General features: G+C 70.5%; 23 protein-coding genes. 11 read left to right on the forward strand and 12 right to left on the reverse strand.

The window, feature by feature from the left end; translation table 11 throughout:
- The first annotated feature begins 120 nt into the window (after nt 1-120).
- The 5 genes from WDZ95_RS02815 (at nt 121) to bamC (ending at nt 4,135) form a co-directional block, all read left to right on the forward strand.
- Complete coding sequence (locus tag WDZ95_RS02815; RefSeq protein ID WP_425776103.1) at nt 121-1,344, forward strand: MFS transporter; 1,224 nt, start codon at nt 121-123, stop codon at nt 1,342-1,344.
- On the forward strand, nt 1,341-1,466 hold the full coding sequence (locus WDZ95_RS02820) for a hypothetical protein (protein WP_425776104.1): 126 nt from the start codon (nt 1,341-1,343) through the stop codon (nt 1,464-1,466). Before WDZ95_RS02815 ends, WDZ95_RS02820 begins: the two co-directional genes overlap by 4 nt.
- On the forward strand, nt 1,466-2,029 hold the full coding sequence (locus tag WDZ95_RS02825; RefSeq protein WP_425776105.1) for a class I SAM-dependent methyltransferase: 564 nt from the start codon (nt 1,466-1,468) through the stop codon (nt 2,027-2,029). Before WDZ95_RS02820 ends, WDZ95_RS02825 begins: the two co-directional genes overlap by 1 nt.
- An 83-nt stretch (nt 2,030-2,112) precedes the next feature.
- Nucleotides 2,113-3,000 carry a 4-hydroxy-tetrahydrodipicolinate synthase gene (gene dapA / locus WDZ95_RS02830; RefSeq protein WP_425776106.1) on the forward strand — a complete coding sequence of 296 codons (888 nt, stop codon included), beginning with the start codon at nt 2,113-2,115 and terminating at the stop codon, nt 2,998-3,000.
- Nucleotides 3,001-3,016: 16 nt separating this feature from the next.
- Nucleotides 3,017-4,135 carry an outer membrane protein assembly factor BamC gene (gene bamC / locus WDZ95_RS02835; RefSeq protein ID WP_425776107.1) on the forward strand — a complete coding sequence of 373 codons (1,119 nt, stop codon included), beginning with the start codon at nt 3,017-3,019 and terminating at the stop codon, nt 4,133-4,135.
- Between the two features lie 27 nt (nt 4,136-4,162).
- Here bamC and WDZ95_RS02840 read toward each other — a convergent pair whose 3' ends face one another.
- Nucleotides 4,163-4,696 carry a hypothetical protein gene (locus WDZ95_RS02840; RefSeq protein ID WP_166227166.1) on the reverse strand — a complete coding sequence of 178 codons (534 nt, stop codon included), beginning with the start codon at nt 4,694-4,696 and terminating at the stop codon, nt 4,163-4,165.
- A 13-nt stretch (nt 4,697-4,709) separates the two neighbouring features.
- On the reverse strand, nt 4,710-5,840 hold the full coding sequence (locus WDZ95_RS02845; protein WP_425776108.1) for a JmjC domain-containing protein: 1,131 nt from the start codon (nt 5,838-5,840) through the stop codon (nt 4,710-4,712).
- Between the two features lie 38 nt (nt 5,841-5,878).
- Between WDZ95_RS02845 and WDZ95_RS02850 the strand changes: the two genes are divergently transcribed.
- Nucleotides 5,879-6,421, forward strand: coding sequence for an FKBP-type peptidyl-prolyl cis-trans isomerase (locus WDZ95_RS02850; protein WP_166231183.1), 543 nt, complete (start codon nt 5,879-5,881; stop codon nt 6,419-6,421).
- Between the two features lie 29 nt (nt 6,422-6,450).
- On the opposite strand, the gene dut is transcribed toward WDZ95_RS02850, so the two are convergent.
- From dut to xseB, 7 genes are all read right to left on the reverse strand, one after another.
- Nucleotides 6,451-6,900 carry a dUTP diphosphatase gene (gene dut, locus WDZ95_RS02855; protein WP_166227168.1) on the reverse strand — a complete coding sequence of 150 codons (450 nt, stop codon included), beginning with the start codon at nt 6,898-6,900 and terminating at the stop codon, nt 6,451-6,453.
- A 10-nt stretch (nt 6,901-6,910) separates the two neighbouring features.
- Complete coding sequence (locus WDZ95_RS02860) at nt 6,911-8,689, reverse strand: TRAP transporter large permease (RefSeq protein WP_425776109.1); 1,779 nt, start codon at nt 8,687-8,689, stop codon at nt 6,911-6,913.
- An 11-nt stretch (nt 8,690-8,700) separates the two neighbouring features.
- Nucleotides 8,701-9,297 (reverse strand): TRAP transporter small permease subunit, encoded by a 597-nt coding sequence (locus WDZ95_RS02865; protein WP_425776110.1) that lies wholly within the window; start codon nt 9,295-9,297, stop codon nt 8,701-8,703.
- A gap of 157 nt (nt 9,298-9,454) precedes the next feature.
- A complete protein-coding gene (locus WDZ95_RS02870; protein ID WP_287468901.1) occupies nt 9,455-10,534 on the reverse strand; it encodes a TRAP transporter substrate-binding protein in 1,080 nt (359 codons plus the stop codon).
- A gap of 148 nt (nt 10,535-10,682) precedes the next feature.
- The gene (dxs, locus tag WDZ95_RS02875) at nt 10,683-12,614 is read right to left on the reverse strand and encodes a 1-deoxy-D-xylulose-5-phosphate synthase (protein WP_425776111.1); all 1,932 of its coding nucleotides are present in this window, start codon (nt 12,612-12,614) and stop codon (nt 10,683-10,685) included.
- A 16-nt stretch (nt 12,615-12,630) separates the two neighbouring features.
- Complete coding sequence (locus WDZ95_RS02880) at nt 12,631-13,530, reverse strand: polyprenyl synthetase family protein (protein WP_425776112.1); 900 nt, start codon at nt 13,528-13,530, stop codon at nt 12,631-12,633.
- Complete coding sequence (gene xseB / locus WDZ95_RS02885) at nt 13,527-13,778, reverse strand: exodeoxyribonuclease VII small subunit (RefSeq protein WP_166227174.1); 252 nt, start codon at nt 13,776-13,778, stop codon at nt 13,527-13,529. Before xseB ends, WDZ95_RS02880 begins: the two co-directional genes overlap by 4 nt.
- A gap of 244 nt (nt 13,779-14,022) precedes the next feature.
- Between xseB and WDZ95_RS02890 the strand changes: the two genes are divergently transcribed.
- The 4 genes from WDZ95_RS02890 to WDZ95_RS02905 all read left to right on the forward strand — a co-directional run bounded on the left by WDZ95_RS02890 (nt 14,023) and on the right by WDZ95_RS02905 (nt 19,671).
- The gene (locus WDZ95_RS02890; protein WP_425776113.1) at nt 14,023-15,183 is read left to right on the forward strand and encodes an aromatic ring-hydroxylating oxygenase subunit alpha; all 1,161 of its coding nucleotides are present in this window, start codon (nt 14,023-14,025) and stop codon (nt 15,181-15,183) included.
- Nucleotides 15,184-15,272: 89 nt separating this feature from the next.
- On the forward strand, nt 15,273-16,163 hold the full coding sequence (locus tag WDZ95_RS02895; protein ID WP_425776114.1) for a DMT family transporter: 891 nt from the start codon (nt 15,273-15,275) through the stop codon (nt 16,161-16,163).
- 69 nt (nt 16,164-16,232) lie between these two features.
- Nucleotides 16,233-17,084 carry a sulfurtransferase gene (locus tag WDZ95_RS02900; protein ID WP_166227177.1) on the forward strand — a complete coding sequence of 284 codons (852 nt, stop codon included), beginning with the start codon at nt 16,233-16,235 and terminating at the stop codon, nt 17,082-17,084.
- Nucleotides 17,071-19,671, forward strand: a complete 2,601-nt coding sequence (locus WDZ95_RS02905) for a PAS domain S-box protein (RefSeq protein ID WP_425776115.1) — start codon at nt 17,071-17,073, stop codon at nt 19,669-19,671. Before WDZ95_RS02900 ends, WDZ95_RS02905 begins: the two co-directional genes overlap by 14 nt.
- 6 nt (nt 19,672-19,677) lie before the next feature.
- Here WDZ95_RS02905 and WDZ95_RS02910 read toward each other — a convergent pair whose 3' ends face one another.
- The 3 genes from WDZ95_RS02910 to polA form a co-directional block, all read right to left on the reverse strand.
- Complete coding sequence (locus WDZ95_RS02910) at nt 19,678-20,514, reverse strand: ZIP family metal transporter (protein ID WP_425776116.1); 837 nt, start codon at nt 20,512-20,514, stop codon at nt 19,678-19,680.
- Nucleotides 20,515-20,652: 138 nt separating this feature from the next.
- Nucleotides 20,653-21,552, reverse strand: a complete 900-nt coding sequence (locus WDZ95_RS02915) for a dienelactone hydrolase family protein (RefSeq protein WP_425776117.1) — start codon at nt 21,550-21,552, stop codon at nt 20,653-20,655.
- A 63-nt stretch (nt 21,553-21,615) separates the two neighbouring features.
- The gene (polA, locus tag WDZ95_RS02920) at nt 21,616-24,405 is read right to left on the reverse strand and encodes a DNA polymerase I (protein ID WP_425776118.1); all 2,790 of its coding nucleotides are present in this window, start codon (nt 24,403-24,405) and stop codon (nt 21,616-21,618) included.
- A 77-nt stretch (nt 24,406-24,482) separates the two neighbouring features.
- Here polA and WDZ95_RS02925 point away from each other — a divergent pair, with 77 nt between their 5' ends.
- A complete protein-coding gene (locus WDZ95_RS02925; protein WP_166227182.1) occupies nt 24,483-24,803 on the forward strand; it encodes a hypothetical protein in 321 nt (106 codons plus the stop codon).
- Nucleotides 24,804-24,806: the final 3 nt, after the last annotated feature.

Consider the following 24,806-nt stretch of genomic DNA (forward strand, 5'->3'; position numbering starts at 1 on the left):
CACCGGCCTGTCGCCCACGCGTCACCGATGCGCGCCGCGACACAATCCCGTGCGGAACTTTCAAGACCGCGGTGCAGCCCCGGGCCCGACAGGGGCTGTCATTCCGGCTAGAGTGCCGGGATGTCCACGCACCGCCCCCTGTCCGCCGCCCAGGTGCTCGCCTGCGGCGCCCTCATCGTCACCCTCTCCATGGGCATCCGCCACGGCTTCGGCCTGTGGCTGCAGCCCATCACCCAGGCCCAGGGCTGGACGCGCGAAACCTTCGCGTTCGCGCTGGCCGTGCAGAACATCGCCTGGGGCCTGTTCGGCATCTTCGCGGGCATGGCGGCCGACCGTTTCGGCGCCTTCCGCGTGCTCATCGTGGGCGCGGTGCTCTACGGCCTGGGCCTGGCGGGCATGGCGCTGTCCACCTCCACCCTCGGCTTTGCGCTCACCACCGGCGTGCTGATCGGCGCCGCACAGGCCGGCACCACCTACGCCGTCATCTACGGCGTCATCGGCCGTCAGCTGCCGGCCGAGAAGCGCTCGTGGGCCATGGGCGTGGCCGCGGCCGCGGGCTCGTTCGGTCAGTTCCTCATGGTGCCCGTCGAGGGCCAGCTGATCGAAAGCCTGGGCTGGCAGAACGCGCTGCTGGTCCTGGCGGTGGCGGTGCTGCTGATCGTGCCGCTGGCCGTGGGCCTGCGCGAGCCCGGCTTCGGCGGCGCCACCGCCATCAAACGCGAGCAGACCATCGCCCAGGCGCTGCGCGAGGCCTTCCGGTACCGCAGCTTCCAGCTGCTCATGGCGGGCTACTTCGTGTGCGGCTTCCAGGTGGTGTTCATCGGCGTGCACATGCCCAGCTACCTCAAGGACAACGGCCTGTCGCCCCAGGTGGCGAGCTACGCGCTGGCGCTGATCGGCCTGTTCAACGTGTTCGGCACCTACGCCGCGGGCGCGCTCGGCCAGCGCATGGCCAAGCGCCACATCCTGGCCTTCATCTACCTCGCGCGCGCCGTGGCCATCGCGCTGTTCCTGTGGGCGCCGCTCACCCCCATGAGCGTCTACGTGTTCTCCGCGGTCATGGGCCTGCTCTGGCTGTCCACCATCCCGCCCACCAACGCCACGGTGGCGCAGATCTTCGGCGTGGCCCACCTGTCCATGCTCGGCGGCTTCGTGTTCTTCAGCCACCAGATCGGCAGCTTCCTGGGCGTGTGGCTGGGCGGCTACCTCTACGACCGCACCGGCAGCTACGACATCGTCTGGTACATCGCGATCGCGCTCGGCGTGTTCGCGGCGATCGTGAACCTGCCGGTGCGAGAAGCGCCGATTGCGCGTGCGCCGCGCACCGCCGGGGCCGCGGCATGACCAGGGTCCAGCGCGCCCTGGCCTGGGCCGCGGCGGTCGGCGTGCTGCTGGCCACCTTCACGCTCTACCAGCGCCCGGGCTTCCTGGTCGACATGGCCGACCGCCTCTGGAGCTGCTTCTGATGCACGGCACGGAAGCCGCTTCGGCCTGGGTGCGGCGCTGGTCGCACCTGGTGCCCGCGGGCGGTGAGGTGCTCGACCTGGCCTGCGGGCGCGGGCGCCACCTGCGCTGGTTCGCCGAGCGCGGCCACCCGGTCACGGGCGTGGACCGCGATCCCGAAGCCATCGCGGCCATCGCCCCCGTCACGGGCCCCGGGCGTGCGCTGCTGGCCGACATCGAGAACGGCCCCTGGCCGCTGCCGGGCCAGACCTTCGCGGGCGTGGTCGTCACGAACTACCTCTGGCGCGCCCTGCTGCCGCAGATCGTGGCCAGCGTCGCCGAGGGCGGTGTGCTCATCTACGAAACCTTCGGCAGCGACCACGCCACAGTGGGCAAGCCCTCGCGGCCCGATTTCCTGCTGCGGCCCGGGGAACTGCTGGCCGCCGCGGGCGGTCTTCGCACGGTGGCGTACGAAGACGGCTTCTGCGAATCCCCCGACCGCTTCGTGCAGCGCCTGGTGGCGGTGCGCGAGCGCCGCCCCGACGGTGCACCACCGCCCCGCTACCGGCTCGAAAGCGCGGGGTAGACGCTGGGTAGAATGCACCGCTCACCCGCCCCCCGAGGGCGCCCGGCGTGCCCGTTTGCAACACGCCGACACAACGATCCGCCATGCACATGATCACCGGCAGCATCGTGGCCCTGGCCACCCCGTTCAACCCCGACGGCAGCGTCGATTACGCCGGCCTTCGCAAGCTGGTCGACTGGCACATCGCCGAAGGTACCGACTGCATCGGCGTCGTCGGCACCACGGGCGAATCGCCCACGGTCACGGTCGAGGAACACTGCGAGATCATCCGCGTCGCGGTGGAACAGGCCAACAAGCGCGTGCCCATCATGGCCGGCTGCGGCGCCAACTCCACCGCCGAGGCCATCAACCTGGCCAAGTTCGCGCGCGGCGTCGGCGCCGACTGCCAGCTGCAGGTCGTGCCTTACTACAACAAGCCCACGCAAGAGGGCCAGTACCAGCACTTCAAGGCCATCGCCGAGGCCACGGGCGACCTGCCCATCGTGCTCTACAACGTGCCCGGCCGCAGCGTGGCCGACATGCAGCACGACACCGTGCTGCGCCTGACCCAGGTCCAGGGCATCGTGGGCATCAAGGAAGCCACCGGCAACATCGAGCGCGCGCAATGGCTGATCCGCGACGTGCCCGCGGGCTTCGCCGTGTACTCGGGCGACGACCCCACCGCCGTGGCGCTCATGCTCTGCGGCGGCCACGGCAACGTGAGCGTCACCGCCAACGTGGCCCCGCGCGACATGCACGAGCTCTGCGTGGCCGCCATCGCGGGCGACTCGAAGAAGGCCATGGCGATCCAGAAGCGCCTCATGCCCGTGCACAAGCAGCTGTTCTGCGAAGCCAACCCCATCCCGCTCAAATGGGCCATGTCGCGCATGGGCCTGTGCGGCGAAACCATGCGCCTGCCGCTCACCCCCATGTCGCGCCACCTGGTGCCGCAGGTCGAAGCCGCGCTGCGCGATGCCGGCCTGTTGAAATAACCCACCCGTCTAGCCGATGCGCCAACTTGCCCGCTCCACCCGCCCGCTCCACCGGCTGGGCCTCATTGCCTGCGCCGCCCTGCTGGTGTCGGGTTGCTCGATCCTCAAAGAGGACAAGATCGACTACAAGAGCGCGCAGCGCGGCAGCTCGCTCGACGTGCCGCCCGACCTGACCCAGCTCAGCCGCGACACGCGCTACGTGGTGCCCGGCGCGGCCGTCACGGCCAGCGGCTACCAGACCAGCCAGACCAGCGGCGCGAGCGCGCCGGGCGCCGGCACCGCGCCGCTGCAGGTGGGCGACGTGCGCATCGAGCGCTCGGGCAGCCAGCGCTGGCTCGTGGTCAACCGCCCGCCCGCGCAGCTCTGGGGCCCCATCCGCGACTTCTGGCAGGAAAACGGCTTCCTGCTCGATGTCGACCAGGAAACCCTGGGCATCATGGAAACCGACTGGGCCGAGAACCGCGCGAAGATTCCGCAGGACATCATCCGCAACACCATCGGCCGCCTGTTCGACAGCCTCTACTCCACCGGCGAGCGCGACAAGTTCCGCACCCGCCTGGAACGCAACGCCAGCGGCGGCACCGAAATCTACGTGTCGCACCGCGGCATGGCCGAGGTGTATTCCACGCGCGAGAAAGACCAGACCGTGTGGCAGCCGCGCCCGGCCGACCCCGAGCTCGAGGCCGAATTCCTGCGCCGCCTGATGGTTAAGCTCGGCGTGGCCGAAGCCCAGGCGCAATCGGTGGTGGCCACCGCGCCCGCGGCGCGCCAGACCGCGCGCGTGACCACGGTGGGCAACCAGCCGGTGCTGCAGTTCAACGACAACTTCGACCGCGCCTGGCGCCGTGTGGGCCTGTCGCTCGACCGCAGCGGCTTCACCGTGGAAGACCGCAACCGCAGCGAAGGCACCTACTTCGTGCGCTATGTCGAACCCGTGCAGCCCACGGGCAAGCCCGGCTTCTTCAGCCGCCTGTTCGGGTCGGACGACAAGCAGCCCACGCCGCAACGCTACCGCATCCTCGTCAAGAGCGCGGACGACCTCACCACCGTGTCGGTGCTCGACGCCCAGGGCAAGCCCGACGCGTCGCAGAACGCGCAGCGCATCGTGCAGCTGCTCGCCGGGGACCTCAACTAACCCCCCCGCCGCGCTGCGCGCGGCGTATCACAGGCCCAGGGTCGTGGCCGCGAAGGCCGGACGGCCTTTGGCCCACCAGTCGTCCAGGCGCTCGGCGAGCGCCACGCGGCGTTCGGCGCTGCGCTCGGCCACGAGCGTGCAGCGCACCGGGTCGAGCCGTTCCAGGGTCCATGTCGGGGTCCAGATGACCCCGGGTATTTCGTGCGGCGAGGCCTGCGGCACGCCGTGCGCCTCCACCAGGTGCGACCAGGTGGTGCGCCACTGCACGAAGCGCGGGTGCTGCTGGCGCAACAGCGCGAAGTCGCGCGCCAGCAGGCGCAGCCGGCGGCCCTGACGGGCCCAGGCGTTCAGGCCCTCCACCACCGCGCGCTCACCGAGCGGCCAGCCGTCGAAGTTGTCGTCGGCCAGCACGATGCCCGACCAGCCTTCGGCCGCCGCCGCGGCCATGGCCGCGCGCACCGCATCGCCGAAGGCCACACGGCCGACGAGGCGGCCTTCGGGCAGCGCGGCCGGGACGTGTGGACCGGGCGGGTTCGCGGGGCTGGGGGCGTCGGGGTTCATCGGGTCTCCGGGCTCAGGGGGTGTCGGTGTCGCGGTGCAGCCAGCCCGCGTCGTGCCAGTCACCCAGCAGCGCCTGCGCCTCGGGGCTCGCGCGCTGCACCTCGCGCGCGCTCAGGGCGCGGCGGTCGGCCAGGCGGCGCATCAGGCGCGCATCGGCGCCCGCGGCGCGCAGGCCTTCGCCGTTGATGAAGACGAAGCGGTCGTCGTACATCATGCGCGTGCGCCGGTCGAGCGACAAGGCGCCGGGCGTCCAGGGCTGGGCGGGCTCGTCGAACCAGGTGTGGGGCTTGGGCTCGGTCATGACTTCGCCCAGCGAGAGCGCGAGCGCCTCGGGCCGCGCGAGCGCGCGCTGCACCGCGTCGAGCGCGAAGGCCAGCAGGTCGGCGGGCAGGCGGGCCGGCGTGTCGGTGGCGGCCTGCTGCGGGTCGCGGTAGAGCACCGGGTCTTCGATCTCGTCGGCCAGGCGCTGCAACAGTTCTTCGGCCAGGCCGCCGCGCTGCGGGGCGCGGAAGCCGATCGAGCAGGTCATGCAGTCACCGCCCACGGCATCGCCGTCGTGGGCCCAGCGCGGCGGCAGGTAGAGCATGTCGCCGGCCTCGAGCACGAACTCTTCCTCGGGCTCGAAATTCGCGAGGATCTTGAGCGGCACGTCGCCGCGCAGGCTCAGGTCGCGCTGGCGGCCGACGCGCCAGCGGCGCCGGCCCGAGGCCTGCAGCAGGAACACGTCGTAGCTGTCGAAGTGCGGGCCCACGCCGCCGCCGTCGCTGGCCCAGGAGATCATGAGGTCGTCGAGCCGCGCGTCGGGCACGAAGCGAAAGCGCTGCAGCAGTTCATGCGCCGCCGGCACGTGCAGGTCCACGCCCTGCACCAGCAGCGTCCAGCCAGCGCGCCCCACGGGCGGCAGCGCGCGGCGCGCGAAGGGGCCGTGGCGCAGGGTCCAGGTGTCGTCGCGGCGCGCGATCAGGCGCGATTCCACGCCCTCGCGGCCCGCGAGATCGAACAGCGCGCTGCGCTCGATCGGCGGCCGCATGCCGGGCACGGCCTGGCGGATCAACAAGGGCTTTTTCTGCCAGTGGCGGCGCATGAAGCGCGCGGGCGTGAGGCCGCCCAGCAGCGGCAAGGCGGTGTCGGGGGAAAGGCTCATGGGAGAATTGTCGGATGAAATCCAAGGACCAAGACCCGATGACCGTCACGCCGCAGTGCGTGGTGGCGCTCACCTGGACGCTCAAGGACACGCTGGGCGAAGAACTCGACACGCTCGACGACCCGGTGGAGTTCCTGGTGGGGGGCAACGACCTGCTGGGCAAGATCGAAGAAGCGCTGCAGGGCCACCAGGCCGGCGATGCGCTGCAACTGCACCTGGAGCCCGTGGACGCCTTCGGCGACTACGACGACCGGCTGCTGTTCCTCGAACCGCGCGAGCGCTTTCCCGCCGAACTCGAGGTGGGCATGGGCTTCGAGGGCCTGCCCCCGGGCTGCAACCCCACCGCGCCGCGCGACCGCCTGTTCTTCGTGAGCGACATCTACCCCGACCACGTGGTGCTCGACGGCAACCACCCGCTCGCGGGCATCGCGCTGCGCATCCACCTCAAGCTGCACGCGGTGCGCGAGGCCACCGAGGAAGAGATCGGCGCGGGCACGCTGGGCACGGGCTTCTTCCGCACGCAGATCGATGCGCCAGACAGCGACGGCGACGACGACAGCGCGCCGCACACCCTGCACTGAGGGCCGCGGGGCCCTGCCCCCGGCGCGGCTCAGCCGCGCCCGGTCGAGCCGTAGCCGCCCGCGCCGCGCGCGCTTTCGGCGCTGAAGTCGTTGACCACGTTGAAGCGCGCCTGCACCACGGGCACGATCACCATCTGCGCCAGGCGCTCCATGGGCTGGAGCGTGAAGGCCACGTCGCTGCGGTTCCAGGCGCTCACCATGAGCTGGCCCTGGTAATCGCTGTCGATCAGGCCCACGAGGTTGCCGAGCACGATGCCGTGCTTGTGGCCCAGCCCCGAGCGCGGCAGGATCAGCGCCGCATAGCCCGGGTCGGCCAGGTGCACCGCCAGCCCCGTGGGCACGAGCTGCCAGGCATTGGGTTCGAGCGTGAGCGGCGCGTCCAGGCAGGCGCGCAGGTCGAGGCCGGCGCTGCCGGGCGTGGCGTAGGCGGGAAGCTGGTCCGCCATGCGCGGGTCCAGCACCTTCACATCGATCAGCACGGCCGGCCCCTCACTTCTTCTCGTTCTTGAGGCTTTCCTGCAAAGCCTTCATCGGGTCTTCCTCGGTCGACGCCGCCGGCTCCTCTGCGGGCTTGAGCGGGTCGGCCTCGCCCTCGGCGGCCGGTTCTTCGTCTTCCGCCGGCGGCGCCATGTCCTGCAGCATCTCCTGCACGGTCTCGTTGTCGACCTTCACGGCCTGGCCGATGTGGCCCGTGACGAGGTTCGGGTAGGCGATGACCACCACCACCATGATGAGCTGCAGGATGATGAAGGCGATCGAACCCTTGTAGATCTGCGCCGTGGTCACCGCCGGGATCAGCTTGCCCGTGACCTTGTCGGTGTAGTCCTGCCGCGCGGCCACGCTGCGCAGATAGAACAGCGCGAAGCCGAAGGGCGGCGTGAGGAACGAGGTCTGCAGGTTCATCGCGAGGATCACGCCGAACCAGATCAGGTCGATGTCCAGGCTCTGCGCCACCGGCGCCAGCAGCGGCACCACGATGAAGGCGATCTCGAAGAAGTCGATGAACATGCCCAGCACGAAGACCAGGAAGTTCACGAAGATCAGGAAGCCGAGCTGGCCGCCGGGCAGTTTGTCGAACAGGTGCTCGACCCAGATGTGGCCGTCGGCGGCGTTGAAGGTGAAGCTGAAGACGGTGGAGCCGATCAGGATGAACAGCACGAAGATCGACAGCTTGGTGGTGTTCTCCATGGCTTCGCGCAGCAGCTTCATGCTGAGCGTGCGGCGGCCGGCCGCCATGATGAGCGCGCCCAGCGCGCCCATGGCGCCGCCTTCGGTGGGCGTGGCCACACCCAGAAAGATGGTGCCCAGCACCAGGAAGATCAGCACCAGCGGCGGGATGAGCACGAAGGTGACCTGCTCGGCCAGGCGCGAGAGCAGGCCCAGGCGCAACAGGCGGTTGAGCAGCGCAATCGCCAGCGCGAGCACCGAGCCCACGGTGATGGACATGATCACCACCTCGTCGCCGCCGGCCGCCATTTCGCGCCCGATCATGGGATTGATGATGGCCTCGTGCTGCGTGGACCAGTACCAGCTCGCGGCCGCGCACACGGCCAGCAGCACCAGCAGCGAGCGGTGGCCCGAGGCGCCGTTGGGTTCGGTGTAGATGCGCGCCTCGGGCGGCAGGGCGGGCACCCACTTGGGCAGCACGATGGCCACGCCTGCGATGAAGAGCAGGTAGAGGCCCACGAGCATCAGGCCCGGGACCAGCGCGCCCGCGTACATGTCGCCCACCGAGCGGCCGAGCTGGTCGGCCAGCACGATCAGCACCAGCGAGGGCGGGATGGCCTGCGCCAGCGTGCCCGACGCGGTGATGGTGCCCATGGCGATGGTGCGGTTGTAGCCGTAGCGCAGCATGATGGGCAGCGAGATCAGGCCCATGGAGATCACCGCGGCCGCGACCACGCCGGTGGTGGCCGCGAGCAGCGCGCCCACCAGCACCACGGCCACGGCCAGGCCGCCACGCACCGGACCGAACACCTGCGCGATGGTGGAGAGCAGGTCCTCGGCCATGCGGCTGCGCTCGAGGATGATGCCCATCAGCGTGAAGAAGGGAATGGCGAGCAGCGTGTCGTTCTGCATGATGCCGAACACGCGCAGCGGCAGGGCCTGGAACAGGTTGGACGGGAACAGCCCGACCTCCATGCCGATGTAGCCGAAGAACAGGCCGGTGGCGGCCAGAGAGAAGGCCACCGGAAAGCCCGACAGCAGGAAGATCAGCAGGCCGCAGAACAGCAGCGGCACGAAGTTGGCGGTGATGAAGGCGGTCATGGTGGGCTCGCTCAGGCTTTGTTCTGGGCCGCGCCGTCGGCGGCGGAGAGTTCCTTGAGCAGGACCTCGGTTTCGTCGGGCTCCTTGTGGGCCAGCACGTCAGGGCCGGCGCCGCTCAGGAAGGCCGCGCGCTTGATGATCTCGGACACGCCCTGCGCGAGCAGCACCGCGAAGCCCACGGGAATGAGCAGGTACACCGGCCAGCGGATCAGGCCGCCCGCGTTGGACGACATCTCGCCCGACACCCAGGCGCGCGCGAACACGGGCCAGCCTTCGACGATGAGCATGAGGCACAGCGGCACCAGGCACACCACGATGCCGACGATGTCGACCCAGTTGCGGGTGCGCGCGCTGAACTTGGACGACAGGAAGTCGATGCGCACGTGGGCGTTGCGCAGGAAGGCGTAGCCGCCGCCGAGCATGAACACGGCCGCGAAGAGGTACCACTGCACCTCGAGCCAGGCGTTGGAGCTGGTGCCGGCCACCTTGCGCACGATGGCGTTGCCGGCGCTGATGAGCGTGGCGGCGAGGACGAACCACATCATCGCGCGGCCGATCAGGTCGTTGATGCGGTCGATGAGGGCGGAGAGCTTGAGCAAGGCTTGCATGGGAAACCCGGGGGAAAGGGAGCGCCGACGGGAAAACCCGACAGTCTAGCAAGCCGAACCTGAGCATCAGCCAAAGCCCGACCGGCCGCCGCCGCGCGGCGCCACCGAACGAAAAAGGGCCCCGCTGCTGCGGGGCCCGCGACCGACCGGCCAGGGCTCAGAGCTTGGCCGACTGCATGTAGCGGTCGAACTGCGCCTCGGCGAAGCGGAACCAGAGGTTCTGGTCGCGCCGGAAGTTCGCGTAGTCGGTGTAGATCTTCTTCCAGTTGGGGTTCGAGGCGCTGAGCTCGCTGTACAGCGCCATCGATTCCTTGAAGGCCAGGTCCATCACCGGCTTGGGGAAGGCCAGCACCTTGGCGCCGGCCGCCACCAGCCGCTTGAGCGCCGCGGGGTTGCGCGCGTCGTAGCGGGCCTGCATGACCGTGTGGGCGTGCGCCGTGGCGTTCTCGACGATGGCCTTGTTCTCGGGCGACAGCGCGTTGTAGGCGGCCTTGTTGATGTAGAACTCGAGCTGCGCGCCGCCTTCCCACCAGCCGGGGTAGTAGTAGTTCTTGGCGACCTTCTGGAAGCCCAGCTTCTCGTCGTCGTAGGGGCCGATCCATTCGGTGGCGTCGATGGTGCCCTTCTCGAGCGCCTGGTAGATCTCGCCGCCGGGAATGTTCTGCGGCACGCCGCCCATGCGCGTGAGCACCTTGCCGGCGAAGCCGCCGATGCGCATCTTCAGGCCCTTGAGATCGGCCGCCGTCTTGATTTCCTTGCGGTACCAGCCGCCCATCTGCGAGCCGGTGTTGCCGCCGGGAAAGTTCACGATGTTGTACTGGTCGTAGAACTCGCGGAACAGCTTCAGGCCGTTGCCGTCGTACATCCAGGCCGTGAGCTGGCGGCTGTTGAGGCCGAAGGGGATCGCCGTGGCGAGCGCGAAGGTGTCGTCCTTGCCGAAGAAGTAGTACGGCGCCGTGTGGCCCGCCTCCACCGTCCCGGCCTGCACCGCGTCCACCACGCCGAAGGCCGGCACCAGTTCGCCGGGCGCGTGCACCGTGACCTCGAACTTGCCGCCCGACATGGCCTTGACCGACTGCGCGAACACGTCGGCCGCGCCGTGGATGGTGTCCAGGGCCTTGGGGAAGCTGGAGGTCAGGCGCCAGCGGATGGCGGCCTGGGCGTGAACGGCGGGTGCCGCGCCGGCGGCGAGCACGCCGGCGATTCCGGCATGCCGGATGAGAGAACGACGATCCATTGTTTCAACTCCGTGGTTTGTATGGCTGGGCCCGCCGTCGTGCAGCGGGTGCCCCCTGTGGGCTGGGCCATTCTAGGAAGCGCCCGCAGGCGTTCCGCACGGGTTTTCCCTCGCCGGGCAGCGAGGACTTACCCCAATGGGGCAGGCCTCAGGCCACGACCTTCAGGCCCGATGCACCATCGAGGAGCGCACCGAAGCGCGCGCGCACCGAGGCCTCGATGCCGGCCGCGTCCAGGCCCTGCTGCGCCAGCAGCTTGCCCGGGTCGCCGTGTTCGGTGAACACGTCGGCCAGGCCCAGCGTCAGCACCGGCAGCGTGAAGCCTTCGGCCTGCAGGGCCTCCATCACGGCGCTGCCCGCGCCGCCCATGACGCAGCCCTCTTCCACCGTGACGATGGCGGCGTGCGTGCGCGCGAGATCGCGCAGCAGATCGAGGTCGAGCGGCTTGGCCCAGCGCATGTTGGCCACGCTCGCATGCAGCTTCTCGCCCGCGGCGAGCGCGGGGTAGAGCAAGGTGCCGAAGGCCAGGATGGCGATGCCGCGGCCCTGGCGGCGCAGCTCGCCCTTGCCGAAGGGCAGCGGCTCCAGGCCCGCGGGCTGGGCCGCGCCCACGCCGGCGCCGCGCGGGTAGCGCACGGCCACCGGGTGGTCCTGCGCAAACGCGCTGGACAAGAGCTGGCGGCACTCGGCCTCGTCGGCCGGGCAGGCCACCGAGACGTTGGGGATGCAGCGCAGGTAGGCGATGTCGTAGGCGCCCGCGTGGGTCGCGCCGTCGGCGCCCACCAGGCCCGCGCGGTCGAGCGCGAACACCACCGGCAGGTTCTGCAGCGCCACGTCGTGGATCAGTTGGTCGTAGGCGCGTTGCAGGAAGGTGGAGTAGATCGCCACCACCGGCTTCAGGCCCTCGCAGGCCAGGCCCGCGGCGAAGGTCACGGCGTGCTGCTCGGCGATGCCGACGTCGAAGTAGCGGCCGGGGAAGCGGCGCTCGAACTCCACCATGCCCGAGCCCTCGCGCATCGCGGGCGTGATGCCCACCAGGCGCTGGTCGGCCGCGGCCATGTCGCACAGCCATTGGCCGAACACCTGGGTGAAGGTGGGCTTGGGCGGCGTGGCGGGTTTGGTCAGGCCCACGGCGGGGTCGAACTTGCCCGGGCCGTGGTAGGCCACGGGATCGGCCTCGGCGAGCTTGTAGCCCTGGCCCTTCTTCGTGACCACGTGCAGGAACTGGGGGCCTTCGTCGTTGTCGAGCAGCTGGCGGATGTTCTCCAGCGTGGGCACCAGCGAATCGAGGTCGTGGCCGTCGATGGGGCCGATGTAGTTGAAGCCGAACTTCTCGAACAGCGTGGCCGGCACCACCATGCCCTTGGCCTGTTCCTCGAGCCGCTTGGCGAGCTCGAACAGCGGCGGCGCGCCCTTGAGCACCTGCTTGCCCACGTGCTTGGCCGCGGCGTAGAAACGCCCGCTCATGAGCTGCGCGAGGTAGCGGTTGAGCGCGCCCACGGGCGGCGAGATCGACATGTCGTTGTCGTTGAGCACCACCAGCAGGCGGCCGTCGGCCACACCCGCGTTGTTGAGCGCCTCGAAGGCCATGCCCGCGGTCATGGCGCCGTCGCCGATGATGGCCACGGCGCGGCGGCTCTCGCCCTTGGCCTTGGCCGCCATGGCCATGCCCAGCGCGGCCGAGATGCTGGTGGACGAGTGCGCGGTGCCGAAGGTGTCGAAGGGGCTTTCGTCGCGCCGCGGGAAGCCGCTGATGCCGCCGAGCTGGCGCAGCGTGTGCATGCGATCGCGCCGGCCCGTGAGGATCTTGTGCGGGTAGGTCTGGTGGCCCACGTCCCACACCAGGCGGTCTTCGGGCGTGTTGAACACGTAGTGCAGCGCGATCGTGAGCTCCACCGTGCCGAGGTTGGAGCTGAGGTGGCCGCCGGTGCGCGCCACGCTGTGCAGCAGGTACTGGCGCAGCTCGCGCGCCAGCGGCGCGAGCTGGGCGCGCGGCAGGCGGCGCAGGTCGGCCGGCGAGTCGACGCGGTCGAGCAGTTCGGTGGCGGGGGCCTGGGTCGACGGATCGTGGTTCGCGTTCATGTGGCGTTGCCCCGGTTCAGGAGTTGCGTTGGCCCACCCAGTCGGCCAGGGCGTGCAGCGTGCCGGTCTCGGCCAGGCCGCTGCGGCGCAAAGCCTCGTGGGCCTGGGCGAGCGCGGCGTCGGCATAGGCCTGGGCGCCCGCGAGCCCCAGCAGGGAGACGAAGGTGGGCTTGTCGGCGGCCGCGTCCTTGCCCGCGGTCTTGCCGAGCGTGGCGGAATCGGCGGTCACGTCGAGGATGTCGTCGACCACCTGGAAGGCCAGGCCCAGGCGGGCGCCGTAATCGGTGAGCGCGGCCAGGGCGGGGGCACTCACCGCGCCCGTGGCGGCGCCCATGGTGACGCTGGCCTGCAGCAGCGCGCCAGTCTTGCGGCGGTGCATGGCCTCGAGCGAGGGCTGGTCGAGCGCAATGCCCACGCTCGCGAGGTCCACGGCCTGGCCGCCGGCCATGCCGTCGGCGCCGGCCGCGAGCGCGAGCAGCCGGCACAGCCGCGCGCTCATGGGGTCGGGCAGGCTGCCCTCGCCGGGCACCAGCAGCTCGAAGGCCAGGGCCTGCAGCGCGTCGCCCGCGAGCAGCGCCTGGGCTTCGCCGAACTTCACGTGCACCGTGGGCTTGCCCCGGCGCAGCACGTCGTTGTCCATGCAGGGCATGTCGTCGTGCACCAGCGAGTAGGCGTGGATCAGCTCGACCGCGCAGGCCGCGCGCATCGCGGCCTCGGCATGGCCCTGCACCGCGGCGCTGGTGGCCAGCACCAGCAGCGGGCGCAGCCGCTTGCCGCCGTCGAGCACGGCGTAGCGCATGGCCTCGCCCAGGCCGGCGGGGGCGTCGGCGGGCACGAAGCGCGAGAGCGCCTGCTCGACCGCGGCCTGCTGCGCGGCGCGCCAGTCGGCGAAGGGCAAGGCATGCGCCGCGTTCATGCGGCGTCCCAGGGTTGCGTGCGCCCGGCCTCGAAGACCTGGATCTGCTGCTCCACCGCCTGCAGGCGGTCGCGGCAGAAGGCCAGCAGTTCGGCGCCGCGCTGGTAGCGCGCGAGCAACTGCTCCAGCGGCAGCTGGCCGGCGTCGAGCTGGGCCACGAGCTGCTCGAGCTCCTGCAGAGCGGCCTCGTAGCTCTCGGCCACGGGGGCATTCGATGGGGCGGCGGCGCGGGTTGTCGAAGGGGGCATGAGCGGATCGAGCGACACCCCCGGGGGTGGGGGCGGCAAAGCGGCGATTCTAACGAGCCACCCACGATGGACGGCCCGGATCTCCTCTGCATGGGGGGTACAATCCGGCCTCTTTTTTTTCCGAAACGACGGGTCCTTTGGACCCGGAGGGACGCACCACTTCACCCTTCCCGCGCGAATTCGTCTGACGAGCACAGCGCTTACCCTGCCCCTTCATAGGGGGAGTCTTCAGGTCCAGGACGCCATGTCTGATTTGAGTCTTCAACTGCAGCAGGCCAAAAGCCAACTTTCCGTATCGAGCTATTTCGACCAGGCGCTGTTCCAGCGCGAACTGGAGACGATCTTTCAGCGGGGGCCCCGGTATGTGGGGCACGCTCTCTCGGTGCCCGACACGGGCGACTACTTCACCCTGCCGCAAGAGGCCGACGGCCGCGCGCTGCTGCGCACGCCTTCGGGCATCGAGCTGGTGTCCAACGTGTGCCGGCACCGCCAGGCCGTGATGCTCAAGGGCCGCGGCAACCTCGGTGAAACGCGCGCCGGCCATGCGGGCGGCAACATCGTGTGCCCGCTGCACCGCTGGACCTACAGCGGCACGAACACGCCCCGTGGCGGCGGCCCGGCCGGCCAGCTGCTGGGTGCGCCGCACTTCCAGCAAGACCCCTGCCTGAACCTCAACAACTACAAGCTGCGCGAGTGGAACGGCCTGCTGTTCGAGGACAACGGCGTCGACATCGCGGCCGACCTCGCGAACATGGGCCCGCTCAAGCAGCTGAGCTTCGAAGGCATGGTGCTCGACCACGTCGAGCTGCACGAGTGCAACTACAACTGGAAGACCTTCATCGAGGTCTACCTCGAGGACTACCACGTGGGCCCGTTCCACCCGGGGCTGGGCAACTTCGTCACCTGCGAAGACCTGCGCTGGGAATTCAAGCCCGAGTACTCGGTGCAGACCGTGGGCGCGCAGAACCTGCTCGGCAAGGCCGGCAGCCCGACCTACCAGCGCTGGCACGACGTGCTCATGCGCTACCGCGAGGGCGTGCTGCCCGAGCACGGCGCGATCTGGCTCACGTACTACCCGCACATCATGGTCGAGTGGTACCCGCACGTGCTGACCGTCTCCACGCTGCATCCGATCAGCGTGGACAAGACGCTCAACATGGTGGCCTTCTTCTACCCCGAGGAAATCGCCGCCTTCGAGCGCGAGTTCGTCGAGGCGCAGCGCGCCGCCTACATGGAAACCTGCATCGAGGACGACGAGATCGCCGAGCGCATGGACGCGGGCCGCAAGGCCCTGCTCGCGCGCGGCGACAACGAGGTCGGCCCCTACCAGAGCCCCATGGAAGACGGCATGCAGCACTTCCACGAGTGGTACCGCGCCAAGATGGGCACGGGGTATCCGGGTTGAGCTGGTTTCGCCGCCGGGCCGCCCCAAGGCGAAACGCGCCCCCTCGGGGGGCAGCGACCCGCGCAGCGGCGGAACGTGGGGGCTAACGGATGCAAGCACTCTGGATGCTGCTGGCATCCTTCTTCTTCGCGAGCATGGGGGTGTGCATCAAGCTCGCGTCCGCGCACTTCAACCCCTTCGAGATCGTGGCCTACCGCGGTCTCGTGGGCATGTTGTTCCTCTGGGGCTTCACGCGCTGGAAGGGCGTCTCGCTGGCCACGCAGGTGCCGCTGATGCACCTGTGGCGCAGCGTGGTCGGCACCATCTCGCTGACCGCGTGGTTCTATGCCATCGCCGTGCTGCCGCTGGCCACGGCCATGACGCTCAACTACATGAGCAGCGTGTGGATCGCCACTTTCCTGCTCGGCGGCGCGGTGCTGGTGCAGGGGCGCGACGCGCCGATCCGCGAGCAGGCCCCGGTCTTCCTCACCGTCATCGCCGGCTTCGCGGGCGTGGCCATGCTGCTGCGCCCGAGCTTCAACGAATCGCAGGCGCTGGGCGGCCTGGTGGGCCTGCTCTCGGGCCTGTTCGCGGCGTTGGCCTACCTGCAGGTGGCGGCGCTGTCCAAGGTGGGCGAGCCCGAGTCGCGCACGGTGTTCTATTTCTCGCTCGGCGCCGTGGTGGCCGGCCTGCTCGGCATGCTGTTCTCGGGCGTGTCGCCGCTGCGCTGGCCGAGCGCGCTGTGGCTGCTGCCGATCGGCCTGCTCGCGGTGTTCGGCCAGCTCTGCATGACGCGTGCGTACTCGCGCGGCGCGACGATGGTGGTGGCCAACCTGCAGTACTCGGGCATCGTGTTCGCGGCCTTGTTCAGCGTCACGCTGTTCGGCGACCGGCTGCCCCTGATCGGCTGGCTGGGCATGGGCCTGATCGTGCTCAGCGGCATCGCGGCCACCGCGCTGCGGGCGCGCACCGTGCCGCGCAGCCCGGCCGAAGAGCCCTGAGGCGCGCCCCTGCGGCCCCGCAGGAAAGCCCGGGCGGGCGGGTCCGCCGATGTGCTCCACAATCGGCCCATGTTCGCCACCCTGATCCAGCCCCTTGAACTGCAGGCGCTGCGCGACGCCGGAACCCCGGTGCTCGTGCTGGACTGCAGCTTCGACCTCATGAACCCCGCCGCCGGCCGCGCGATGTTCGAGGCCGAACACCTGCCTGGCTCGCTGCACGTGGACCTGGACCTCGACCTGAGCGAGAAGGGCCGTCCGGCCAGCGAGGGCCGCCACCCCCTGCCCTCGCGCGAGGCCTTCGCGCGACGCATGGCCGCACTGGGCCTGTCGCGCGGCCAGCAGGTGGTGGTGCTCGACCGCCAGGGCATCGCCACCAGCGGGCGCCTGTGGTGGATGCTGCGCTGGTGCGGCCACGCGGCCGTGGCGGTGCTCGACGGCGGCCTCGCGGCCTGGAAGGCCGCGGGCGGTGCGGTGGCCAGCGGCCCCGCGCAGCCCGGCCCCGCGGGCGACTTCGCCGTGGGCGAGAGCCTGAGCCCGGCGCTCGACACCGCGGGCCTGCTGGCCCGCCTGGGCCGTGCCGACACCACGGTGATCGACGCCCGCGCCGCGGCGCGCTTTCGCGGCGAGGTCGAGCCGCTCGATCCGGTGGCCGGCCACGTGCCCGGCGCGCTCAACCGCCCCTTCGGCGACAACCTGCTGCCCGACGGCCGCTTCAAGCCCGCCGCGCAACTGCGCGCCGAGTTCGCGGCCCTGCTCGGCCAGCGCGACCCGGCCGGCGTGGTGCACCAGTGCGGCAGCGGCGTGAGCGCCGTGCCCAATCTGCTCGCCATGCACATCGCCGGTTTGGGCAACACCGCGCTCTACCCCGGCAGCTGGAGCGCCTGGTGCAACACCGAGGGCACGCCGCGTGCACGAGGCTGAGCCGTCGTTGCCGCCCGAGCCGCCGCCGGCGGGCACACCGGTCCGGGTGGACCTGCCCGATTCGGCCGATCTGAGACAGGCGCTGCTCTGGATGTGCCAGGGCCTGGGCGTGGCGGCCCTGCTGGTGGCCTTGCTCGACATCGCGCTGGCGCCCCCGGGCCGCAGCGAGGCCCCGATCGCGCTGTTCATGGCCCTGGTGTCGTGGGTCTGCTGGTACGGCCTGCGCCAGCGCCGGCTTTCACCGGTGGCGGTGGCGGGCGCGGTGATCCTTGGCGTGCTGGCCACGGCCACCGCCTCGGTGGTGGTCTACGGCTCGGTGCGCACCTCGGTCAATTTCCTGTTCGTGGGTGCGGTGGTGGGCGCAGGCATTTTTCTCGGTCGCCGCACGCTGGTGGCGGTGCTGCTGGGCACGCTGGCGCTGCTCGCGGTGCTGATCGCCATCGAGAGCGGCCCAGGCTTCGGCGGGCCACCGCCCGATTTCCGCGTCGGCCTGCGCGTGTGGTTCACGCAGGCGGTGTCGCTCACCGCGGCGGGCCTCATGGTCATGCACATCCAGGCCGTGAACCAGCGCGCGCTGCGGCGCCTGCGCGAAGAGCTCGAGCGGCGCCAGCAGACCGAGCTCGAACGCGACCGCAGCCTCGCGCGCTTCACGCGCATCTTCCGCTCGAGCCCCAGCCCCATGATCGCGCAGTCGGCGCGCAACGGCGCCATCCTCGACGTCAACCCCGCCTTCGAGCGTTGCTTCGGCTACCGCCGCAACCAGGTGCTGGGCCGCGAGGACACCTTCCTCTGGGCCGACCCGATGGAGCGCGAGCGCTACGTCGAGCGGCTCGCGAAGGAACGCACCATCGACAACCACCGCTGCCGCAGCCGGCGCGCCGACGGCAGCACCTTCGAGGCCATGATCTCTAGCGAGACCGGCAGCGAAGAAGAAGACCGGCTGGTCATCTCCACCGTCACCGACGTGACCAGCCGCGAGCAGCTGCTCGAACGCCTGCGCCGCTCGGAGGCGCTGTTCGCCACCGCCTTCAATTTCGCGCCGCTCAACCTCACGCTCTCGCGCCTGTCCGACGGCACCATCCTCGAGGTGAACCGGGCCGAAGACCGCGTGCAGGGCCTGACGGCCGATGAGCTCAAGGGCCGCACCGCGCTCGAGATGGGCGTCTGGCTCAGCCCCGAAGAACGCCAGCGCTTCGTCGACCTGCTCGTGCGCGACGGCCACGTCGATGCCTACGAGACACGCATGCGCCACAAGGACGGCACGCTGGTCGACAGCCGCATCTGGGCCGAGGTGATCCAGATCGACGGCGAGCCCTGCATCCTCGCCAGCAGCATCAACATCAGCGACGAGAAGCGCCGCGAGGCGCTGCTGCTCGAGGTGGCCAAGGGCGTGACCGCCGAGACCGGCGAGGCCTTCTTCAGCGCGCTGGCGCAGCACCTGAGCGGCGCCATCGACGCCGGCATGGTGATGGTGGCCGAGGTGCGCGACGACACCGTGCTCGACACCCTGGCCGTGTGGCGCGACGGGCGCCTGAGCCGCAACTTCGCCTTCAACGTGGCGGGCACGCCCTGCGCCGACACGCTGCGGCGCGACGGCCTCATGAGCTGCACGGTGAACCTGGCCGACCACTACCCCGCCGCGCCCCAGCTGCGCGCCCAGGGCTACCAGGCCTACATCGGCCTGGCGCTGCGCGACGCCGAGGGCCGGGCCATCGGTCTGCTGGGCGCGATGTGGCGCGAGCCGCTCACGATCAAGCCCGACACCCAGGCCCTGCTCTCGATCTTCGCGGCGCGCGCCAAGGCCGAGCTGGTGCGCCTGCGCAGCGAGCGCGAGATCGTGCGGCTCAACGAAACCCTGGAGCAGCGCGTGCGCGAACGCACGGCCGAGCTGCAAAAGCTCAACGCCGAGCTCGACGCCTTCGCCTACTCGGTCTCGCACGACCTCAAGTCGCCGCTGCGCGCCATCGACGGCTTCACCCAGCTGCTCAAGGAGCAGATCGAGCCGATCGCCGACGAGGACACCCGCCAGTTGCTCGATCGCGTGCTCAGCTCCTCGGCGCGCATGGGCGCGATCATCAACGACCTGCTGGGCCTGGCGCGCGTGAGCCAGGGCGTGCTCAACCGCATGGAGATCGATCTCAGCGAGCTCGCGCGCGCCGTGCTCGACCAGGAGCTCGGGCGCGAGCCGCAGCGCCAGGTGCGCGTGAGCCTGCAGCCGGGCCTGCTGGCCAATGTCGACCCCGACCTCGCGCGCATCGTGCTCGAAAACCTGTTCGGCAACGCGCTCAAGTACACGCGCCAGCGCGAGGTCGCCGAGATCGCCTGGGGCCAGGACGGGGTGGACGAGAACGGCGTGCCGCGCTTCTTCCTGAGCGACAACGGCACGGGCTTCGACATGGCCTACGTCGACCAGCTCTTCAAGCCCTTCAAGCGGCTGCACCGCGCGCACGAGTTCGAGGGCACGGGCATCGGCCTGGCCACGGTGCGCCGCATCATCGACCGCCACGGCGGCACCGTGACCGCGCACGGTGAACCCGGCGTGGGCGCGACCTTCCGCTTCAGCTTCGGCGAGGGCCCGACCGCGTAGGCCCGTTCAATGGCCGGCGTGGGCGAGGCCGCTCACCACGGTGACCAGGGCGATGCCCGCCACCAGCCAGGCCACCTGGGCCACGGTCTCGCGCAGGCCCAGGCGCTTCTGCAGCTGCGGGATCAGGTCGGCCAGCGCCACGTAGACGAAGCTGCTCGACGCCGCCACCAGGAAGTACGGCAGCCATTCTTCGAGCCGCACCAGCAGGAAGTAGCCCACCAGGCCGCCGAGCGCCGTGACGGTGCCCGCGAGCGAAACCTTCACCAGCGCCGCGCGCTGCGTGCCCGAGGTCTGGCGCAGCACCACCAGGTCGCCCATGTGGTGCGGCACCTCGTGGGCCATCACCGCGAGCGCGGCCACCGCGCCCAGGCGCATGTCGGCCATGAAGGCCGAGGCGATCAGGATGCCGTCGCCGAAGGCGTGCACGCTGTCGCCGAGCAGCACGGCCCAGCCACCCGCGCGGCGCTCACCCGCGTGGGCGTGGCCGTGGTGGTGCGCGTGGGCATGCCCATGGCTGTGGCCCTCATGGCCCCGGGCGTGTTCGTGCGCGTGGTCCGGCCCCTGCCCGTGCTCGTGGCCGTGGTGCCAGAGCTCGGCCTTGTCGAGCAGGAAGAAGAACACCAGGCCACCCAGCAGCAGCGCGAACAGCTCGTGCGCACCGGCCGCGCTCTCGAAGGCCTCGGGCAGCAGGTGCATGAAGGCCGTGGCCATGAGCGCGCCGGCCGCCAGGCTCAGCATGTGCTGGGTGTAGCGGGCCAGCATCGCAAAGCCCAGCAGGGCCGCGATCCACACGCTGCCGACACCGGCCGCGACGGTGCCCACGAGGATGGCCAACAAGGTCATGTGAAGCTTCTTTTGCTCGGTTGAAGTTGCGCGACGGGCGGGACGATCGAACCGAGGGACGCCGCGGAACCGGCTTTGCCGGGCCGCAGGCGTCGCCCCCTTGAGGGGGTCGCGCGAAGCGCGGCAGGGGTGTGTCGGTCAACCCACACCGTGCTGTTTGAACCAGGCCAGCGCGCGCTTCCAGCCATCTTCGGCGGGCTCCTTGCGGAAGCTCGGCCGGTAATCGGCGTGGAAGGCGTGCGGTGCGTCCGGGTACACCACGAAGGTCGAGGATCTGGCCGCCGCACTGCCGGCGGCCAAAGCGGTTTTCATCTTATCAACCGTGTCAAGCGGGATGCCGGTGTCGGCCCCGCCGTACAGGCCCAGCACCGGGCCGTGCAGCTGGCCGGCCACGTCCACCGGGTTCTTCGGCGTGAGCGCGTTCTGCTGGCCCACGAGGCGGCCGTACCAGGCCACGCCGGCCTTCACCGCGGGGTTGTGCGCGCTGTAGAGCCACACCTGGCGGCCACCCCAGCAAAAGCCGGTCACGCCGAGCTTGCTCACGTCGCCGCCGTTCGCGCCGGCCCATTTCACGGTGGCGTCGAGGTCGGCCAGCACCTGCGGGTCGGGCACCTTGCTGATCACCTCGGCGATCAGCTTGGCCATTTCGCCGTAGCCCTGGGCATCGCCCTGGCGCACGAACAGTTCGGGCGCGATCGCGAGGTAGCCGGCGCGCGCGAAGCGGCGCGCGGTGTCGGCAATGTACTCGTGCACGCCGAAGATCTCGGACAGCACCAGCACCACGGGCAGGCCGGTCTTGCCCGCGGGCGCGGCGCGGTAGGCGGGCATCTGGAAGCCGTTGACGTCGATCATCACCTCGCCCACGGTGAGCCCGTCGCTGGGCGTCTTGATCGCGGTCTGCGCCATCAGCGGCGTGGCCGCGGCGGCATAGCCCACACCCAGCGCGGCCTTGAGCGCGGTGCGGCGCGTGGCCCCGCGCTCGGTGCTTTCACCGGGCAGCAGCGCCTCGGCGTCGCGGGTCAGATTCTGGTCCAGCATGCGTGTCTCCTCTGTGGGGTTGAAAGCGGGGCTGATTCTGACCGCGGCCGAAGGTTCACGCGCTCAATGGGCCTTTTCCCAGTTCGGCCCCACGCCCACCTCGGCCAGCAGCGGCACCTTGAGCGCGGCCACGTCCGCCATCAGGCGCGGCACCTCGGTGCGCACCCAGTCGATCTCGGCCTCGGGCACCTCGAACACCAGTTCGTCGTGCACCTGCATGATCATCTTCGTGCCGCGCTGCTGCGCATCGATCGCGGCCTGCACCGCGACCATGCTGAGCTTGATCAGGTCGGCCGCCGTGCCCTGCATGGGGGCGTTGATGGCCGCGCGCTCGGCCGCCCCGCGGCGCGGGCCGTTGGGGCTGTTGATCTCGGGCAGGTAGAGGCGGCGGCCGAACACGGTCTCCACGTAGCCCCGGCTCTTGGCGCTCTGGCGCGTCTCGTCCATGTAGCGCTTGACGCCCTCGAAGCGCTCGAAATAGCGCTGGATGTAGTTCTTGGCCGCGGTGTTGTCGATGCCCAGGGCCTTGGCCAGGCCGAAGGCGCTCATGCCGTAGATGAGGCCGAAGTTGATCACCTTGGCGTAGCGGCGCTGTTCGCTGCTGACCTGGGCCAGCTCCACGCCGAACACCTCGGCCGCGGTCGCGCGGTGCACGTCCTGGCCTTCGTGGAAGGCGCGCAGCAGGGCCGCGTCCTCGCTGATGTGGGCCATGATGCGCAGCTCGATCTGGGAGTAGTCGGCGCTGGCGATCACGTGGCCCGCGGGCGCCACGAAGGCCTCGCGCACGCGCCGGCCTTCGGCGGTGCGGATGGGGATGTTCTGCAGGTTGGGGTCGTTGCTCGAGAGCCGGCCCGTGACCGCCACCGCCTGTGCGTAGTGGGTGTGCACGCGGCCGGTGCGCGGGTTGGCCATCTGCGCGAGCTTGTCGGTGTAAGTGCCCTTGAGCTTGGACAGGCTGCGGTGCTCGAGGATCTTGGCCGGCAGCGGGTAGTCCTCGGCGAGTTTTTCGAGCACCTCTTCGTCGGTGCTGCGCGCGCCGGTGGCGGTCTTCTTGATCACGGGCAGGCCGAGCTTGTCGAAGAAGATCTCGCCCAACTGCTTGGGGCTGCCCAGGTTGAAGGGCTGGCCCGCGATGGCATAGGCCTCCTGCTCGAGCGCCACGATGCGCTGGCCCAGCTCGTGGCTTTGCGCGGCCAGCGTGGGCGCGTCGATCAGCACGCCGTTGCGCTCGATGCGGAACAGCGCCTCGCTGCTCTGCATCTCGAGTTCGTAGATGAAGCGCAGCTTGTCGTTGGCCTGCAGCCGCGGCCAGAGCACGCGGTGCACGTCCAGCGTCTGGTCGCTGTCTTCGCACGAGTACTCGGCGGCCTTGGCCACGTCGACCTGCGCGAACGGGATCTGGTGCGCGCCCTTGCCGCACAGGTCTTCGTAGCCGATGCCCTTGCGGCCGGTGTGGCGCTCGGCCAGGCTCTCCAGGCTGTGCGGCTTGTGCACCTCGAGCACGTAGCTTTGCAGCATGGTGTCGTGCACGTAACCGCGCACCTGAATGCCGTGGTTGGCGAAGACGTGGCGGTCGTACTTGACGTGCTGGCCGAGCTTGGGCCTGGCGGGGTTCTCGAGCCAGGGCTTGAGGCGCGCCAGCACCTCGTCGAACGGCAGCTGCTCGGGCGCGTCGGGCCCCGCGTGGCGCAGCGGGATGTAGGCCGCCTCGCCGGGCGTGACGCTGAACGAGATGCCCACGATCTCGGCCACCATCTCGTCGAGCGAGGTGGTCTCGGTGTCCAGCGCCACGAGCTCGGCGGCCTCGATCTTCGCGAGCCAGGCGTCGAGCTGCGCCCAGCTCAGGAGGGTCTCGTAGCGCAGTGCGGGGCGTTCGGCCGCGACCACGGGCGGCTCGTCGAACAGGCCCTGGGTCACACCCGGGTCCACCGCGGTGGACCCGCCGGCCACGGGCGCGTCCTGGCCGGCCGCGGCCTTGGCCGCGAGCGACTTGAAGCCGTACTTCTCGTAGAAGTCCTTGAGCGCGGCGTTGTCGGGCTCGCCCATCTTCACCGCGTCGAGCGCGGGCAGGCCGGGCACATGGCCGTTGAGGTCGCAGTCGGTCTTGATGGTCACGAGCTGGCGGCCCGTGGGCAGCCAGTCGAGGGCCTTGCGCAGGTTCTCGCCCGCCACGCCCTTGATCTCGCCGGCGCGCGCCACCAGCGCGTCGAGCGAGCCGTACTCCAGCAGCCACTTCGCCGCGGTCTTGGGGCCCACCTTCTCCACGCCGGGCACGTTGTCCACCGCGTCACCGACCAGGGTCTGGAAGTCCACCATCAGGTGGGCGGGCACACCGAACTCGGCCTGCACGCCCGCGAGGTCGCGGCGCTTGCCGCTCATGGTGTCGATGATGGCGATCTGCTCGTTCACGAGCTGCGCCAGATCCTTGTCGCCGCTGCTGATCACCACCTGCAAGCCCTGTTCGGCGGCGGCGCGCGCGAGCGTGCCGATCACGTCGTCGGCCTCCACGCCGGGCACGTCGAGCACCGGAAAGCCCAGCAGGCGCACCACTTCGTGGATCGGCGGGATCTGCGCGCGCAGGTCGTCGGGCATGGGGCTGCGGTGGCCCTTGTACTCGGGGTAGAGCGCGTCGCGGAAGGTCGGGCCCGAGGCGTCGAAGACGCAGGCCGCGAAGGCGGCCGGCACCTCCTTGCGCAGGCTCTGCATCATGTTGATCATGCCGCGGATGGCGCCGGTGGCCGGGCTGGCCGGGTCGCCGGGCACGGCCCGCAGGTCGGGCATGGCGTGGTAGGCGCGGTAGAGGTAGCTCGATCCGTCGATGAGCAGCAGCGTGCGGGCGGGGTCTTGCGTCATGGCGCCCATTGTCGGGGATGGCCGCGCCAAGCCCTGGGCGGCAGCGCGGCCACGGCCGCGCTGCCTACAATGCCGGCATGGTCCGAACCGCCCCGCCCGCCCTTGCCCTGGCCGCCCTGCTGACGGCCGCCAGCGCCGCCGCCCAGACGCCGCCCGCCGAGTCGCCGCCGCCCCAGCGCGCCGCGGGCGACCGCATCGAGCGCATCACCAACGAAGACGCGCTCACCCGCATCGACGAGCTGCGTGTGGACGGCCAGACGCAGTCGATCCAGGTCACGCCCAAAAACGGCGCGCCGGCCTACCAGATCAAGCCGCTGGCCCCGGGCCAGACGCCCGGCGAGAACGGCCGCCCCTCGGGCAATGCGGGGCGCAGCAGCTGGCGCGTGCTCGATTTCTGACCG

It is taken from the genome of Hydrogenophaga sp. T2, assembly GCF_049843535.1.
Lineage (GTDB): Bacteria > Pseudomonadota > Gammaproteobacteria > Burkholderiales > Burkholderiaceae_C > Hydrogenophaga > Hydrogenophaga crocea.

Coding starts and splice junctions, on each gene's coding strand:
- WDZ95_RS02825 (WP_425776105.1), top strand. CDS start 1,466: ATGCACGGCACGGAAGCCGCTTCGGCCTGGGTGCGGCGCTGGTCGCAC.
- WDZ95_RS02910 (WP_425776116.1), bottom strand. CDS start 20,514: ATGACCTTGTTGGCCATCCTCGTGGGCACCGTCGCGGCCGGTGTCGGC.
- WDZ95_RS02860 (WP_425776109.1), bottom strand. CDS start 8,689: ATGACCGCCTTCATCACCGCCAACTTCGTGCCGCTGCTGTTCTGCGGC.
- bamC (WP_425776107.1), top strand. CDS start 3,017: ATGCGCCAACTTGCCCGCTCCACCCGCCCGCTCCACCGGCTGGGCCTC.
- WDZ95_RS02915 (WP_425776117.1), bottom strand. CDS start 21,552: ATGCTGGACCAGAATCTGACCCGCGACGCCGAGGCGCTGCTGCCCGGT.
- WDZ95_RS02820 (WP_425776104.1), top strand. CDS start 1,341: ATGACCAGGGTCCAGCGCGCCCTGGCCTGGGCCGCGGCGGTCGGCGTG.
- WDZ95_RS02815 (WP_425776103.1), top strand. CDS start 121: ATGTCCACGCACCGCCCCCTGTCCGCCGCCCAGGTGCTCGCCTGCGGC.
- dapA (WP_425776106.1), top strand. CDS start 2,113: ATGCACATGATCACCGGCAGCATCGTGGCCCTGGCCACCCCGTTCAAC.
- WDZ95_RS02900 (WP_166227177.1), top strand. CDS start 16,233: ATGTTCGCCACCCTGATCCAGCCCCTTGAACTGCAGGCGCTGCGCGAC.
- WDZ95_RS02890 (WP_425776113.1), top strand. CDS start 14,023: ATGTCTGATTTGAGTCTTCAACTGCAGCAGGCCAAAAGCCAACTTTCC.
- WDZ95_RS02895 (WP_425776114.1), top strand. CDS start 15,273: ATGCAAGCACTCTGGATGCTGCTGGCATCCTTCTTCTTCGCGAGCATG.
- WDZ95_RS02880 (WP_425776112.1), bottom strand. CDS start 13,530: ATGAACGCGGCGCATGCCTTGCCCTTCGCCGACTGGCGCGCCGCGCAG.
- WDZ95_RS02845 (WP_425776108.1), bottom strand. CDS start 5,840: ATGAGCCTTTCCCCCGACACCGCCTTGCCGCTGCTGGGCGGCCTCACG.
- dxs (WP_425776111.1), bottom strand. CDS start 12,614: ATGAACGCGAACCACGATCCGTCGACCCAGGCCCCCGCCACCGAACTG.
- WDZ95_RS02870 (WP_287468901.1), bottom strand. CDS start 10,534: ATGGATCGTCGTTCTCTCATCCGGCATGCCGGAATCGCCGGCGTGCTC.
- WDZ95_RS02865 (WP_425776110.1), bottom strand. CDS start 9,297: ATGCAAGCCTTGCTCAAGCTCTCCGCCCTCATCGACCGCATCAACGAC.
- polA (WP_425776118.1), bottom strand. CDS start 24,405: ATGACGCAAGACCCCGCCCGCACGCTGCTGCTCATCGACGGATCGAGC.
- WDZ95_RS02925 (WP_166227182.1), top strand. CDS start 24,483: ATGGTCCGAACCGCCCCGCCCGCCCTTGCCCTGGCCGCCCTGCTGACG.
- WDZ95_RS02840 (WP_166227166.1), bottom strand. CDS start 4,696: ATGAACCCCGACGCCCCCAGCCCCGCGAACCCGCCCGGTCCACACGTC.
- WDZ95_RS02850 (WP_166231183.1), top strand. CDS start 5,879: ATGACCGTCACGCCGCAGTGCGTGGTGGCGCTCACCTGGACGCTCAAG.
- xseB (WP_166227174.1), bottom strand. CDS start 13,778: ATGCCCCCTTCGACAACCCGCGCCGCCGCCCCATCGAATGCCCCCGTG.